This is a genomic window from Thermophagus sp. OGC60D27 (assembly GCF_052400625.1).
Lineage (GTDB): Bacteria > Bacteroidota > Bacteroidia > Bacteroidales > Marinilabiliaceae > Thermophagus.
Genome location: NZ_JBQTGH010000007.1, coordinates 179,142 through 194,094, shown reverse-complemented (window position 1 = coordinate 194,094; position 14,953 = coordinate 179,142). Strand labels below are relative to the sequence as shown.

The window sequence follows — 14,953 nt, the reverse complement described above, 5'->3', positions numbered from 1 at the left end:
ATCCATCGCTCCCTTCTCAGCCTAAATCCCGGATCTTAGAATCTTAAACCTACTATCTAATCATCTTAAATCTTCACCCAGGGCCTGTCTCCTACCACTCAAAGAGCCGATTAATGATCTGGATCAACTCCTCTTTTTGTCCGTTTTGAGTGGTGCTTTTAAGATTTTTGATCAACTTTCTGGTCAGTTTATCGGATAGGTGCTGCCCGTAACTCTTCATAATTTCAATCTCATCCTCCGATTTGGAAGAACGAAAGGTGTCGATGCCTTCGCTGTTGACTTGTTGAACCGAAGACAGAATGCGTTGGATCGCCGGAGATAATTTGAGGGTCGCCAGCCATTCCTGAAACTCATCGGTTTTGTTTTCGATGATTTGTTCAGCCGTATCGAAGTAACTTTTCTTTTTCTCCTCGTTCTGTACCACCACCTTTTTGAGATCATCAATATTGAGCAGACGAATATTTTTCAAGGCTCCCATCTGAGGATCGATGTTTCTGGGGACCCCCAGGTCGATCATCATCACTTTATGGTCGGGGCCCTTCTCTCCGATCAGCGACGGATTGATATAATACTCACCGATAATGGAAGTAATTACTATTTCTGCTTCGGGGATGGCAGCGGCGAGATGCTCGAAAGGGACGATATTGGCATGGAAGCGTTCGCCCAGCTGTTGGGCCTTGGATAGGGTTCGGTTGGCAATGGAAATATGCTGGCATCCGCGTTTATAAAGATTTTTTACAACCAGCTCACCCGTTTCCCCGGCACCGATTAAAAGGATTTTTCTTTCCTGCAGGTCGGAGAAATGTTCACGACACTTTTCCACGGCGGCATAGCTCACCGAGAAGGCCCCCCTGCTGATCCCGGTCCGTGTTCTCACTTTTTTTCCGACCTCAAGCGCTTTGATGAAGAGACGATTCAGAACTTTATCCATGGTACCCAGTTTTCGGGCATATTCCATGGCATCCTTAATCTGTGAAACAATCTGATATTCACCAAAGACCATAGACTCCAAACCGGAGATAAGCCGGAAAAGATGAACCACCGCATCGCGTTTGAAATAATGGTAGAAATATTCTTTGCTAATGGTTTCATCGCCTGAAAACTGCGACAAGCTATTATTGATCAGCTTTATGGCACCACTAAGACATTGGGTGCGGGCCGAAAAATAGAGTTCAGTACGATTACAGGTGGATAATATTAAAATTCCATCTATCTGCTCATGTTCCAGAATAGATGCCGATAATTTTTCAATGTCTTCGTTGTTAAAGGCATACCGCTCCCTCACCTCCAGCGGGGCGGATTTATGACTTAATCCGATAATTCCAATCATATTGAAACATGGTGTTGGATATTAAATATTGACATGACTTCAACCGGCCGATTGTCCGGTTACGCCTTCAAGTTGCATGAAGTTATTCCTAACAATATTGGAGGGGAGGTGACAGTCCGGACCAATAAAACTTTGCCAGACGACTGCTCAGGAAATCTTTTTGATTCAACCGGATCTTCCATATCACCGATTGAACAGGACAGCAAACCATCCGCTTCAGAAGCGCTTTCCCTTTTTCTTTACGGTCACACTTTTTTAAAGAAAATTCTGCAATCTCATTGACCGAAGCCCAATAATCCGAACCCTCAGATGTATCAACAGGCAATAGTTCGGGATGATGTGCTGGCAACGGATCGTTTCCGCAATTCAAAGCATAATCAGCCCAATGGACCGGTGCATCCAAAGAACAAATAAACACCATGCCCAATACAAAGAGATAAGGAAGAAAAGAACCCGTTATGCCAACTAAAAACATTTTCGATATAGGTTGCTCATTTGCCTGAAAAAACAAAGATAGTAATTTTGAACAGGCAGAAAAAAGAAAAAGGAGAAAGCCAGCCGATTACTTTCCGATACAACCCGGAATCTCTTCCGGTGTCACGGATCTCTGCTCCCCGCTATTCATATCTTTCAGGGTAACGGTTCCGTTATTAATCTCTTCTTCACCCACCAGTGCCACAAACCCGATATTCTTTTTATGGGCATAATTCATCTGTTTCTTTATCTTGGCACTATCGGGAAACACTTCCACACGCAGTCCCTGCGCTCTCAATTGTCCGGCAAGGCTAAGACAATGAAGTGCTTCGCGTTGCCCGAAATTGACAAACATCAGCTGAGTAGTAGACGTTACTTCGGGCGGATAAAGATCCAACTGATTCATCACATCGTAGATCCTATCGGCACCGAACGAAATACCCACTCCAGAGACCTCTTTCAAACCGAAAATACCGGTCAAATCATCATATCGGCCACCGCCGGTGATGCTTCCGATCGCCACGTCGAGGGCTTTTACCTCAAAGATGGCTCCCGTATAATAGTTAAGACCACGCGCGAGCGTCAAATCCAATTCTACGTCGGTGGCTATTTTCAGTTCTTCCAATACATTCAGTACTTCTTTAATTTCCCCGACGCCTTTGAGGCCGGTCTCCGACGCCACCAATATTTCCTGCAGGCGATTCAGTTTCTGATCATTGGATCCGCTCAGCGACAAAATAGGTTGCAATTTATCAATGGCTTCGGGCGACAATCCTTTTTCAGCAAGCTCGGCATTTACTTTTTCGAGACCAATTTTTTCCAGCTTGTCAATGGCCACGGTAATATCGGTAAGCCGGGTTGCTTCCCCAATGGTTTCGGCAATACCTGCCAGCACCTTTCGGTTGTTGAGCTTGATAACCACCCTGATTCCCAATTTTTGAAAGACCTCATCCACAATCTGAATCAATTCCACTTCATTGAGCAGACTATTGCTTCCCACCACATCCACATCGCATTGGAAGAATTCACGGTATCGTCCTTTCTGCGGACGGTCGGCACGCCACACCGGCTGGATCTGATAGCGCTTAAAAGGAAAGGTTAGTTCGCCCTGATGTTGTACCACAAACCGAGCAAATGGAACCGTCAAATCGTAACGCAGTCCCTTTTCACAAATCTGACCGGTTAAACGGTTGGCATCTTTGGCAGACAGCAGATTTTCATCGGCTTTACGCAGAAAATCTCCCGAGTTCAGAATTTTAAAAAGCAACTTATCCCCTTCATCGCCATATTTTCCGAGGAGGGTATCCAGATTTTCCATAGCGGGCGTTTCCAATGGCATATAGCCATATTTACGGAATACGCCTTTGATGGTATCGAAGATATAGTTGCGCCGTACCATTTCGGCCGGCGAGAAGTCACGGGTCCCTTTGGGAATGGATGGTTTTTTGGCCATTTTATTCTTTCTGTTTTAATTCGGCAGCAAATTTAGGAATTATTCACGGGCGAAGAAGAATAGTTTTAAAATTGACGATCATTACCGGCCAACTCATGGCCCTCCTACCATTTCCCCAAAGGTCTTCAAACCTCCCGAAATACTGAAAAACAAACTATTACCATTGATCATTCCGCAACAACTACTTCCCCGACCCGGCGGAAGACTCTTTTCTTAATATTCGCCTCCAAAGGCTTTTTATCTTGTCGAGGGTTAGTGAGTGTTTTGCCGTACCCTGATCGCCCAGCAAAAAAGCAAACGGCTTCATGGAATCGATATGAGAAAAGACAATTCGGGTTATGGCCAGAAAGGGAACAATAAGCAGCAAGCCGGGAATGCCCCATATGAACCCCGCGGCCAACAGACCGGTAATGATAAAAAACGGATTCACCCGAACATTACCTCCTACAATATTGGGCGTAAGAATATTGTTATCGATAAATTGAATAATGGCAAAAAGGATTACCACCCGAAATGCCAGAGAAGGATCCCCTTCCCCTATCAGCGCAAAAAGCAAAGGAACAGCTCCGCCCAGCAACGTCCCGAAATAGGGAATAAAATTGAACAGCGCGGATATGATACCAAAAGCAATGGGATAACGAAACCCAATGATCATCAGCCCCGACGAATTAACCACACATAATATAACCACCACCATCAGCACTCCCGCCATGTAGCGCACAAAAACTTTAGACACTTCTCTCAGTATTAATATCACCTTCTGCCGGTTTTCCCGTCCGAAATTCATCATCAGAAAACGGGCAAACTTGGAGCGATAAAACAAAAACAGAAAAAGATAGACCGGCAGAAGACCGAAACTAACGATGGTACTGGCCGTAGAATTAAAAATATTCTGAAAGTATTGCCCGCCCGACGACATCATATTCTCCACCTGATCCTTGATAATTCTCTTGGTTTCCTGACGGTCAAAACCAAAATGGGCACTCATCTCCGAAACAAAATCGGCCAGTTTTCTCATCCCCGCCTCCGCCAACCCCGGCAAATCATTGGCCACCGAGGAGATTTTGCTGAAGGCCAACAACCCCAGACTCGCCAAAATGCCCAAACCGGTAATGATGGCGATGAAATTGGCCAATATTCGCGGAACCCGGTGCCGCTCTAGCCAACGAACAACCGGATAAAACAGATAGGACAGTAAAAATCCAAAAGCAATGGGCCACAAAAAGTCACGAATGGCAATAAGGCCGTAAACAAACAGTATGATTGCCAGCAAACTGTAACTGACACGTTGGGCCAATAAATATCTTCTCTCCGAACGTAGGGTTTCCATTCCTTTTTTCATATTTAGTCTGGTTTTGAATGTTTTAATTTCTGATCTTCCTGTTTGTTGAATAAATTTTCACCAGTATAATATTAGGTTAATTCACTCGATACCACCATTCTATTAAACCCGAATTATGCATTAAAACTTCGTCATGAAAATTAAAAGTGCAATCAATCAAGAACTTGTTGAAATAAGGCATAGCATCGCTATGGTGAATGGAGACAAGTTAGCTTGCGACTTGATTGGCAGCAACTTTAATTCGTAATAGATTTTCTAATGCATTTTTCGGGTTAAACCTGAGCACATCGAAATGTCGACGCCTACCCCATTTTTTATGCTCACGCCATGCTTATCAATCATTCGGAAAAACACTCGTGATCACTGAAAATTCTTTGTTTTCTCCTCGAATTTTTCACATTCCCCGTCAATTTTTCGTATTCACCGGGAAATTTTCATTTTCACCGCAAAATTTTCGTTTTCACCGATTTTTTTTGACGATCCCCGTCGAATTTTCGTATTCATCGAAAAATTTTCATTTTCACCGCGAATTTCTGATCATCCCCGTCGAATTTTCATATTCACCAAGAAATTTTCGTTTTCACCGGAAAATTTTCGTTTTCACCGCGAATTTCCGATCATCCCCGTCAAATTTTCATTATTTCCGCTAATTTCTGACCATGCCCGTCTAATTTTCATCTTGCCCGAAAATTTTTGATCATGCCCGTCGATTTTTCATCATGCCCGGAAAATTTTCATCATGCCCGGGAAATTTTGACCATGCCCGAGAAATTTTCATTATGCCCGAAAAATTCTCACCATTTCCGGAAATTTATTGTTATTACCCAACAATTCAAAAATCCTAAAATAAAAAATTCCTCCCATTCTATTAAATCCAAAAGAGAGGAACCTTAATGGTAAGAAGCAGTCTCCCGACCAAAACCTGGAATTTTCGGCATCGGTGTGTTACGAAGTTAATGAAAGAAGAGAAAGAACAAAACAAAATGATTCAGGACTTCTTCATCCTTTATTCCTAAAAACACTATCTTTGTGGCCCAAAGAATTATTTTTCAATCATGCTGCAGGTTATTGACACAGAGCAAAGTTATCACAAAGTTTGGTCCCTGCGCTGGCTGACCGATGAAACATTTTCGTTGAAGATGCCGGCCCGTGGGTTTCGTTTTCGTGCCGGCCAGCACATTACTTTGGCCATCCCCGGCGACACCCAAAGCCGGGAATATTCCATCTACAGCGGAGAAAACGACCAGTATCTGGAAGTTCTGGTCAAAGTGGTCAAAGAGGGTTATTTCAGTCGTCGTCTGTCACGTCTGAAGCCCGGCGACCCACTGGAGGTGGATGGGCCCTTCGGTGAATTTGTTATAGACCCCGCAAAAGCGGATCACTGTCCGCATTTGTTGATTGCCAGCGGAACAGGTATTGCGCCATACAGAAGCATGGTGCGTACCTATCCCAATCTTAATTACAGGATCATCCACGGTGTCAGATACGGAAATGAAGCCTACGACAAAGAAGCCTATCATCCCGATCGTTATACCCTTTGCACCTCGGGTGATGAGACCGGAGCGGTGCACGGGCGCCTGACCAAACACCTGAAAAAACTTGATTTTGAACCCAATACTCAATTTTACCTTTGCGGCAACAGCAATATGATTTTCGATGCCTTGGACATTCTGAAAGAGAAAGGTTTCAGCCGTGAACAAATACATTGTGAAGTTTATTTTTAAATATTTGGGAAGAAGGACTGTTAGGCTAATAGGGCAATAGGTCAATAGGTTATTAGGTCATTAGGCCATTAGGCCAATAGGTCGTTAGGCCAATAGGTCAATAGGTCAATAGGTCAATAGGTTATTAGGTTATTAGGTCGTTAGGTCGTTAGATAACGAGATTGAAGATTCTTCCATAATGTGGCTTCTGACGAAGCCCAACCGGTAGTGGGGACACCCTATGGTCAGGTCTTTTTGATGCCGCAGGCATGACATTCGGTGATGCAACGAGCACGACAACATCCGGTTTGAGCAAAAGAACATGGATAAAAAACAAAAACTGAAGTGAACAGGCAGAAGAAAGAAGAAGTGAACAGGCATTGGTGTTAATCTACGAGTGACTAAAGACCAACCACTAATGACTACTTTTAGAATCAACATATCAATGAAGTAAGTAAAATTTATACGAATGAAACGAGCATGGCAACTTTTGCCACAAAAGAGCATTTATAAATTTTATTAAGCCATGCGAGTTCCATTCGGCCAATGAGTTAAATAAATTATATACGAATGAAGTATCACCTCATAACATTAGGCTGCCAGATGAACATAGCGGACAGCGAGCGAGTAAGTGCAGTATTGGAAAGTATGGGTTACGAACGAACCGAAAAGGAAGAAGAAGCCAATTTGTTGGGCATGCTGGCCTGTTCGGTCCGCCAAAAACCCATCGACAAGGTTTATAACCAGATCGCCCGTTGGAACCGCTGGAAAAGCCGGCGTAACCTGATCACCTTTATTTCGGGCTGCATCCTTCCGGCCGACAAGGAGAAATTCCTGAAGCAATTCGATATCATCTTTGCCATGAGCGAATTGTCGCAACTGCCCGATATGATTCGTAACTATGGCGTGGTCAACGAGGCATCGGTACGCCCTCCCGAACCCCTGATGCCCAAGAACAAAAATATCTTGGGATTGTGGGGCATAAAACCCAAATACCACTCCTCTTTTGAAGCATTTGTACCCATTCAGAACGGGTGCGACAAATTTTGCACGTTCTGTGCCGTACCCTATACAAGAGGACGAGAAGTATCGCGCCCCTCGGAGGAAATACTGGAAGAGATCACCCAACTGGTTGATAAAGGTTATAAATCCATCACCCTGCTGGGACAAAATGTAAATTCGTACGGATTGGATAAAAAGGGAGCTGAAATATCCTTCGCCCAATTGCTGCAGGAGATCGGGGAATTAGGCAACCGCTCGGGAAAGGAATTCTGGGTTTATTTCACCTCTCCACACCCACACGATATGACCCGGGAGGTGATCGAAGTGATTGCGCAATATCCGTGTCTGGCCAAACAAATTCATCTGCCCATGCAGAGTGGCGACGAAAAAGTCCTAATCAAAATGAACCGGCGACACACCATGGAAAAATATCGCCAGATTGTCAAAGATATTCGCGAACTATTGCCCACCGCCACCTTGTTTACCGACATCATTGTTGGGTTTACCGGCGAAGATGAAAACGCCTTTCAGAACACGCTGTTGGCAGTGGAAGAATTTAAGTTCAACATGGCCTTTATCGCCATGTATTCGCCACGGCCCGGCGCTGCCAGTTACCGGTGGGACGATGAGATTCCCCTGGAGGTAAAAAAAGAGCGACACCACCGCTTGTCGGAAGCCATGAAACAACATACCCGGCAATACAACGAAAGCCTGGTTGGGAAAACCCTCAGGGTGCTCGTCACCGGCCGTGACCGCAAAACAGGTTTCAGCAACGGGTTAACCGAAGGAAAAATAACGGTTCGTCTCGATCGATACCTCCCCCAATTGAACGGACAAATGGTGGATGTAAAAATCACATCCGCCGCCGACATGTCCCTCAGCGGGGAATTAAAAGAAAATCCGGTAACGACGGATTATTATCCGGCTTGATCCAAGCCGTTCACAAAAGACATCACCACACCAACAGAAGAAGAAAGCATGATGAAACACGAAAATATCAGAAAGGTAGCGTTTAAAACGCTGGGATGCCGTCTGAACCAGTACGAGACCGATGCGTTGGCATCGCAATTTGACCAAGCAGGCTATCAGATCGTCGATTTTAAAGAGAAGGCCGATGTGGTGGTGGTAAACACCTGCACGGTAACCAATCAGAGCGACCAGAAGTCGCGCAACCTCATCCGCCAGGCCGTCAGAAATAACCGCGGCTCCATCGTGGTGGCCACGGGCTGTATGGTCAATAACCACAAAGAACAACTCGAAAGCGAAAAGAAAATCACCTATGTGGTGGAAAACAATCGCAAAGGCAACATTCTGGAGTTGGTAGATGCGCACATGAAGGGCGAAATCATCCATCCTTCCGATTTTGAGAGCGATGTGTTTCGTTTCAGTGCGGTAGATAAAAGTTTTCATACCCGCAGTGCCATCAAGATACAAGATGGCTGCAACAATTTCTGCACTTTTTGCATCATCCCTACGGTACGAGGCAGAGCCGTGAGCCGTCCCCTCCCGCAAATTGTGGAAACGGTAAAACAGACACTGGATAATGGTTTTAAAGAGCTTGCAATAACGGGCGTTAACATTGGTCGCTACCGGTGGGAGAATAAGACCTTTGAAGATGTTCTGGAAGCCATTCTGGAGATCCCCGGCGATTTCAGGGTGCGGATATCGTCGCTTGAGCCCGATGGCTTTGGCGACGGCTTTTATGATCTCTTTACCCATCCCAAACTGACGCCCCATTTGCATCTGTGTCTGCAAAGCGGTTCGGACAAGATTTTGCTCCGAATGCGCCGCATGTACGACCTGGAACTCTTTTCCTCTATTCTGGAGCGGTTCAGAACCATTCGTCCCGACTTTAATTTCACCACCGACATGATTGTGGGTTTTCCCGGCGAGACGGACGAAGATTTCGCCGCCAGCATGGATGCCGTCGAACGCTTTGGCTTCAGCCACGTCCACACCTTCAAATACTCGGTTCGAAAAGGAACACGCGCCGAACGCATGGAGGACCATATTCCGGAAACAATCAAAAATGAACGGTCGGCCCTGTTAAGAGAACTTTCCCAAAAAAACAAAGAACATTATTACGCATCATTCATCGGGAAACGACAGCGCGTCCTGATTGAAAAAACGGATCAAAACGGATGGGCACACGGATACGGGGAGCATTACATTCCTTTTAGGCTACAATCCAAAAATCTGAAAAAGAACACGTTTGTAACAGTAGCCGCAAAAAACATTGATTATTACGAAGATAAATGCATTTTATCGGGAGATGCCCTATCTTTGGAGAATAGATCGATGGAATTATAGAATTTAGATTTAAGGACCGTTAGATTTGAGAAGTTCTGATTTAAGAGGCTTTTTTTAACGATTTTTTTTAGCAATCAATCAACACCATATGGCATTAAAGGATTACAGAGGACTAAGAAGGTTACTGGACGATATACGGGAATGGCCCCAACTCTATATGTTCAAATTCATCGTACCGAACCAGTACGGCAAAGTAGATAAGGTGGTTTCGTTGCTACCGGAGAAAGGGAAAGTCTCGTTCAACCATACCAGGAGCCTTCATTACGTGGCGGTGACCTGCCAGGCAGAGATGCACACCCCCGACGACATCGTAAAAATTACGCAGGAGGCCACGGCCATCGAAGGGGTTTTGGCACTTTAACCCGAAGGACACTCTTTGGGGCCGGCAATCATCAATAGAATAAACCGACCGTATTTATTGGGGATCATAGACCCGATGCCTGGTCGGGAAAGTCTCCCGAAAACAATGTCATTGAGCAAGATTTATAATTCTTACATAATATGATGAGCACCACTAGTCGGAACACCCCATCGGTTCAAAAAAAAAGAGTCATTGTCGTGGGGGGCGGCTTTGCCGGTCTTCAGCTTGCCCGTAATCTGGACCATCGGCTTTTCAATGTTTTATTGATAGACCGCCTCAATCACCACCAGTTTCAGCCCTTGTTTTATCAGGTTGCCACCTCGCAAATAGAGCCGGCCAGTATCTCGTTTCCCTTTAGGAATATCTTCAAAGGCAAGAAACATATTCAGATTCGTCTGGCCTCATTACTCCGGGTTGATCCTCAGAATCAAACCATCACCACCGACATTGGTGATTTTGATTATGACTATCTGGTAATTGCCATTGGCTGCAGAACCAACTATTTTGGCAACCAAAACATTCAGAAAAACACGTTCTCTCTTAAGACGACTTATGATTCCATCACCATTCGCAATCATATATTGCAGACCTTCGAACGCGTGATGGCTGCCCCCAAAGCAGAACGGGAGAGTCTGTTAAATCTGGCCATTGTCGGCGGCGGCCCCACCGGCGTAGAATTGGCCGGCGCCTTTGCCGAAATAAAGAATGAGATTCTACCCAAAGATTATCATGATGTGGACTTTTCCAAGTTCACCATCCGACTGATCGAAGGGAGTGATCGTATTCTGGGAAATATGAGTCCGCAATCGGGCGAGGCAGCCACCCGCTATCTCAAAAAAATGGGCGTCATTCTGCAAACCAACACGCTGGTAAAAGATTATGACGGGCAGACCTTAACGCTCAGCACGGGAGATCAAATTAAGGCCAAGAACGTCATCTGGGCTGCCGGAGTCACCGGCCGTACCATAGAAGGGTTACCTGCCGAGGTGACAGTTGCCGGCAACCGCATAAAAGTGGATCGTCATAACCTGGTACAAGGATTCGACAACCTATTTGCGGTTGGAGATATTGCCTACATGGAAACGCCCAAGTATCCCAGGGGGCATCCCCAGGTGGCCAACGTAGCCATCAATCAGGCAAAGCTGTTGGCCAAAAACCTGAAACGTCACCTTCGCAACCAACCACTAAAAGATTATGAATATGTGAATTTGGGGACAATGGCCACCATCGGCAGGAATAAAGCGGTGGTAGAGTTTCCGTTCATGAAATTCAAAGGCAATCCGGCCTGGTTGGTGTGGATGTTTTTACATCTGATGTTAATATTAAGCGTTCGGAACAAGCTGATCATTTTCATCAACTGGGGCTGGCTTTATATTACCAAAAACACGTCGTTACGTCTGATCTTAACCCCACCCGGACCATCCGGCAATAAACGGGAAAAACCGGCTTAAGTGGTTTTTTAAGATGTGCAATCATCAAGGACCAGTTAAGTTTTCCGCTATCCGTGGATAGACCGTTTTACAATTTCTTTTATGTGCAATTGAGTGGTGTTGAGAACCGGCAGTCCCCGGTAGGCGTTTTGTGGCAGAATCAATGGCAATTCGGTGCATCCCAGAATAATGCCATCTATATCATCGGTTTGTTTCATACGATCAATAATAGTCAGGATACCTTCCCGCGTCTCCTCCTTGAAAATGCCCAGTTCTATTTCCGAAAAGAGTTTCTGATTCAGATATTTTTTATCTGCTTCGCCGGGAACCACCACACGCATCCCCATCGTTTTAAACAGCTCATCAAAAAAGGGGTAATTCATCGTCACCGCGGTTCCCAGCAATGCCGGTTTACGTAGTTTTAGCCGTTGAGCTTCTGCCGCAGTGGCTTCAACAATGCTAACCAGTGGCAACGACACTTTTTTTTGCAATTCATTAAAAAACAGATGCGGTGTATTGGCCGTTAATGCCAAAAAATCAGGTTCCGCCTTTTCCAGCATGTGAAGCTTGGTCAACAGATAATCAATGGCCTGATGGTTTTCTCCGGCACTAACCAAACCGATGAATTTGGAAATATTGACGCTATAGATAATAATGTCGGGATAGTTTAGCGAACCGTCATTAATGACTTTGAATTCATCAATAATTCCCCGGTAATACTCTACGGTGGATTCCGGCCCCAATCCTCCAATCAAACCGATCTTTTTCATAACCTCAGGATTTTAAACATGAATTGTTGGCATTCAAAAACCACTTAAAAGAAAGAATGACCAGAGAAACGACCTTAATCAGCTCCAGCACCACATAGATAATATGCAATGGCGATGCGGGCAGCGTTTCTCCATCAATAATCCGCAGGGCGCGTTCGGCAAGCGATGGCAATAATGCAAAACTTTGAATAATGAGAATTACCAGCACCACCCCCGAAAACCATTTTATGCCATTGCTCAGCCCCTTAAATTCCCGGATGGCTACCACCACATATCCGGTGGCTAGGATCCATTCAACCAGATTAAGCGCACGAAAAACCCGCATCCCGATACTCAAACCGATGGGCAGCGTGACGCCCGGGGCCTGGAATTTTATCCAGGCCTCCATAAAACTAATGGCGCAAACGGCTCCGGCCCAAAACATCAGCACTACGGCCCCAATAAAGAGAGATAACTTCATATGATTTGTTGATTTGCAGTTAATATTAGGACAAAAATAAGGAAGCTGACAATAAAGGACAAATTTATCCTTTATTATCAGCTTCCTTATCCGGCGAAACGAAAATTTCAGGGTCTGTTGTATCACCTCATGAATGCAGCAACCTGCCCAAAATGGTGATAAAATGCCTAATGATTTATCAGTTGACGGATGCTTACCTCTGTAAAAAATGGCCGATCAATGAGTTGTTCTTCACCATCGGCAAAGCCCTTCTCAACCATACGGGGCAGCAACTACTTAATCAATCTGAGATTAAAAGGATATTGATAAGATCGTCCATCGTTGGCGGCCATAATGGCCTTAATCACAAAAACAAAATCCAGGATAATAATTGCAATCAAAAGAGGAATTCCAATCAGGACAACACTTAATAACCCGGCAATCAGGGTGGCTATACTAACCGTAATCTGAAAATTCAAGGATTCTTTACCTTCCTGTTCCACAAAGGCATATTCATCTTTTTTTATGAGCCACACAATCAGTGGGCCGAGCAAGTTACCAAAAGGAACTATTAATCCGGCAAACGACGCCAAATGACAATACATTCCCCAGTTTCTTTCATCGGTGGTCTTTGAAGAAAAAATTTTTTCCATCTCTACTTAAAATTGTTTGACATTAAACTCAATGATAAACGCGTTCATGGATCGCGCCCCATGCTATTTTCCAAGCCAAGAGATTGTTTGCATCAAAGCCTTATACGCCTTGCCTACATAGAACCATCTGATGCACCAGATTAGGACTCAAAAAAACATTCATAAGGGCTGCTTATTCAAAGATAAACAGAAAATGGATGCATCCTCTGCTTTTGGTCTGTTAAATTTTATATTAAACCAATATTCGCCTTTCGCTCACCCAACCAATTGATACCTGAGCTGGCACAATCAAGGCCAAAGACGATTCAACCAAAACACACCCCCTTCAGCATATTGGCATCACTTAAAATATACAAAAGAAATTATACCATCAATAAAAACTTAACAATTTAACAATATCAAAATATCCATTACTCAACACATTTAATCCATTCGTCTATATATTAGTATGCATTCGTCAAAGATAGAGACAACTAGAATAAAATAAGATAAATATTTTCCGACAACTATTATTACAAAACTATATATTTGTTACCCTTAAAACCCTAAATAAATGGCTTCAGCCCGACCAACCATACTGATTGCCGACGACATGGACAGCATCGCTCAATTTGTTGAGGCGCATCTGTCTTCATTAAAAGAAAATATTCAATTTTTAAGGGCCGGCAACGGATACGAAGCTTGTCGTCTGGCGATGGAAAACCGTCCTGATCTCATCCTCCTGGATTGGGAAATGCCAGAAATATCGGGCATGGACGCTTTAAAAAACCTCAAACAAAACCCTAAGACACAAGATATTCCAATAATTATCATCTCCAGTTTTACCGGCTCCAACAAAGTAAAAGAAGCTCTGGAAGCGGGAGCTATTGATTATGTAAAAAAGCCTATTGAACCGGAAGAGCTGATTGCGAGAGTTCGGTCGGCAATGACACTGGCCAATACTCTCCGGGAATTAAAAAGTCGGACCCACCAACTGGAAGAGGAACAAAAAAAGACCCAAAACATATTAATGAACATTCTTCCGGCTGAAATTGCCAAAAAACTCATTCAGGGAGTTGTCATCCAACCCCGTCCCTACAAGGATGTAACCATTCTGATGGCAGATTTGGTCAACTTCACGGAGAAAGCCACGCGAATGTCTCCCCGCAAATTACTGGAAGAGTTGCGAATGCTATTTACCAAATTCGACGAAATATCCCAAAAATACAATTGTGTAAGAATAAAAACCATAGGAGATGCCTATATGGCTGCGAGCGGCTTGTTTAGCAATTCAAAAGAACATGCCCTCAGGGCCGCCAAAGCGGCCAATGAAATGCGTGACTTTATCTCGCAGCGAAACCGGACCAACACCATTAAGTGGGAAGTCAAAATAGGCCTTAGTTCCGGAAATGTTATTGCGGGTTTTATCAGCGAACACAATCTATCCTATGATATTTTCGGGGACAGCGTAAACATGGCCTCCCGAATGCAAGCATATGGCGGGCCCATGCAAATCAACGTCAGCGAATCGACCAGAAAGCTCTTGGAGCCACACTACACCTTTGTACGTCGCGTTCCGCAAAGAGTCAAAGGCAAAGGAATGATCGAGATGTATTATCTGCATCAACCAAAAAAACCGGAAACATCGAATGGACATATATCCAGACGACATTCCGGCTCGGAAATTCTTTAATTTTACGCCATGGG

Annotated in this window: 13 protein-coding genes; 6 read left to right on the top strand and 7 right to left on the bottom strand. The window is 44.5% G+C overall.

The features are described 5' to 3' along the window. Positions 1 to 91: 91 nt before the first annotated feature. From hemA to ACT29H_RS10480, 4 genes are all read right to left on the bottom strand, one after another. The gene (gene hemA, locus ACT29H_RS10495) at positions 92 to 1,330 is read right to left on the bottom strand and encodes a glutamyl-tRNA reductase (protein ID WP_444821584.1); all 1,239 of its coding nucleotides are present in this window, start codon (positions 1,328 to 1,330) and stop codon (positions 92 to 94) included. Between the two features lie 88 nt (positions 1,331 to 1,418). Further along, positions 1,419 to 1,841, bottom strand: coding sequence for a hypothetical protein (locus tag ACT29H_RS10490; protein WP_444821583.1), 423 nt, complete (start codon positions 1,839 to 1,841; stop codon positions 1,419 to 1,421). 51 nt (positions 1,842 to 1,892) lie between these two features. Then, positions 1,893 to 3,257: a histidine--tRNA ligase gene (hisS, locus tag ACT29H_RS10485; RefSeq protein WP_444821582.1), complete on the bottom strand. Its 1,365-nt coding sequence runs from the start codon at positions 3,255 to 3,257 to the stop codon at positions 1,893 to 1,895. Positions 3,258 to 3,438: 181 nt separating this feature from the next. Further along, the gene (locus ACT29H_RS10480; protein WP_444821581.1) at positions 3,439 to 4,599 is read right to left on the bottom strand and encodes an AI-2E family transporter; all 1,161 of its coding nucleotides are present in this window, start codon (positions 4,597 to 4,599) and stop codon (positions 3,439 to 3,441) included. A gap of 1,055 nt (positions 4,600 to 5,654) precedes the next feature. Between ACT29H_RS10480 and ACT29H_RS10475 the strand changes: the two genes are divergently transcribed. From ACT29H_RS10475 to ACT29H_RS10455, 5 genes are all read left to right on the top strand, one after another. Next, positions 5,655 to 6,323, top strand: coding sequence for a ferredoxin--NADP reductase (locus ACT29H_RS10475; RefSeq protein WP_444821580.1), 669 nt, complete (start codon positions 5,655 to 5,657; stop codon positions 6,321 to 6,323). Positions 6,324 to 6,872: 549 nt separating this feature from the next. Next, complete coding sequence (miaB, locus tag ACT29H_RS10470; RefSeq protein ID WP_444821579.1) at positions 6,873 to 8,234, top strand: tRNA (N6-isopentenyl adenosine(37)-C2)-methylthiotransferase MiaB; 1,362 nt, start codon at positions 6,873 to 6,875, stop codon at positions 8,232 to 8,234. A 48-nt stretch (positions 8,235 to 8,282) separates the two neighbouring features. Beyond that, positions 8,283 to 9,614, top strand: a complete 1,332-nt coding sequence (gene mtaB / locus ACT29H_RS10465; RefSeq protein WP_444821578.1) for a tRNA (N(6)-L-threonylcarbamoyladenosine(37)-C(2))-methylthiotransferase MtaB — start codon at positions 8,283 to 8,285, stop codon at positions 9,612 to 9,614. Positions 9,615 to 9,702: 88 nt separating this feature from the next. Then, positions 9,703 to 9,975 carry a hypothetical protein gene (locus tag ACT29H_RS10460; protein WP_444821577.1) on the top strand — a complete coding sequence of 91 codons (273 nt, stop codon included), beginning with the start codon at positions 9,703 to 9,705 and terminating at the stop codon, positions 9,973 to 9,975. Positions 9,976 to 10,115: 140 nt separating this feature from the next. After that, on the top strand, positions 10,116 to 11,426 hold the full coding sequence (locus tag ACT29H_RS10455) for an NAD(P)/FAD-dependent oxidoreductase (protein ID WP_444821576.1): 1,311 nt from the start codon (positions 10,116 to 10,118) through the stop codon (positions 11,424 to 11,426). 47 nt (positions 11,427 to 11,473) lie between these two features. On the opposite strand, the gene ACT29H_RS10450 is transcribed toward ACT29H_RS10455, so the two are convergent. The 3 genes from ACT29H_RS10450 to ACT29H_RS10440 form a co-directional block, all read right to left on the bottom strand. Next, entirely contained in the window at positions 11,474 to 12,175 is a 702-nt protein-coding gene (locus ACT29H_RS10450; RefSeq protein ID WP_444821575.1) for an aspartate/glutamate racemase family protein, read from the bottom strand. A gap of 4 nt (positions 12,176 to 12,179) precedes the next feature. Next, complete coding sequence (locus tag ACT29H_RS10445; protein ID WP_444821574.1) at positions 12,180 to 12,635, bottom strand: hypothetical protein; 456 nt, start codon at positions 12,633 to 12,635, stop codon at positions 12,180 to 12,182. Positions 12,636 to 12,907: 272 nt separating this feature from the next. Then, entirely contained in the window at positions 12,908 to 13,267 is a 360-nt protein-coding gene (locus ACT29H_RS10440; RefSeq protein ID WP_444821573.1) for a DUF4870 domain-containing protein, read from the bottom strand. 553 nt (positions 13,268 to 13,820) lie between these two features. Between ACT29H_RS10440 and ACT29H_RS10435 the strand changes: the two genes are divergently transcribed. Further along, entirely contained in the window at positions 13,821 to 14,939 is a 1,119-nt protein-coding gene (locus ACT29H_RS10435) for an adenylate/guanylate cyclase domain-containing protein (protein WP_444821572.1), read from the top strand. Positions 14,940 to 14,953 lie beyond the last annotated feature (14 nt).

What these genes read in the sequence shown, in the direction of transcription:
- mtaB (WP_444821578.1), top strand. Translation starts at nt 8,283, where the DNA reads ATGATGAAACACGAAAATATCAGAAAGGTAGCGTTTAAAACGCTGGGA.
- ACT29H_RS10440 (WP_444821573.1), bottom strand. Translation starts at nt 13,267, where the DNA reads ATGGAAAAAATTTTTTCTTCAAAGACCACCGATGAAAGAAACTGGGGA.
- hemA (WP_444821584.1), bottom strand. Translation starts at nt 1,330, where the DNA reads ATGATTGGAATTATCGGATTAAGTCATAAATCCGCCCCGCTGGAGGTG.
- miaB (WP_444821579.1), top strand. Translation starts at nt 6,873, where the DNA reads ATGAAGTATCACCTCATAACATTAGGCTGCCAGATGAACATAGCGGAC.
- hisS (WP_444821582.1), bottom strand. Translation starts at nt 3,257, where the DNA reads ATGGCCAAAAAACCATCCATTCCCAAAGGGACCCGTGACTTCTCGCCG.
- ACT29H_RS10435 (WP_444821572.1), top strand. Translation starts at nt 13,821, where the DNA reads ATGGCTTCAGCCCGACCAACCATACTGATTGCCGACGACATGGACAGC.
- ACT29H_RS10445 (WP_444821574.1), bottom strand. Translation starts at nt 12,635, where the DNA reads ATGAAGTTATCTCTCTTTATTGGGGCCGTAGTGCTGATGTTTTGGGCC.
- ACT29H_RS10480 (WP_444821581.1), bottom strand. Translation starts at nt 4,599, where the DNA reads ATGAAAAAAGGAATGGAAACCCTACGTTCGGAGAGAAGATATTTATTG.
- ACT29H_RS10460 (WP_444821577.1), top strand. Translation starts at nt 9,703, where the DNA reads ATGGCATTAAAGGATTACAGAGGACTAAGAAGGTTACTGGACGATATA.
- ACT29H_RS10455 (WP_444821576.1), top strand. Translation starts at nt 10,116, where the DNA reads ATGATGAGCACCACTAGTCGGAACACCCCATCGGTTCAAAAAAAAAGA.
- ACT29H_RS10450 (WP_444821575.1), bottom strand. Translation starts at nt 12,175, where the DNA reads ATGAAAAAGATCGGTTTGATTGGAGGATTGGGGCCGGAATCCACCGTA.
- ACT29H_RS10475 (WP_444821580.1), top strand. Translation starts at nt 5,655, where the DNA reads ATGCTGCAGGTTATTGACACAGAGCAAAGTTATCACAAAGTTTGGTCC.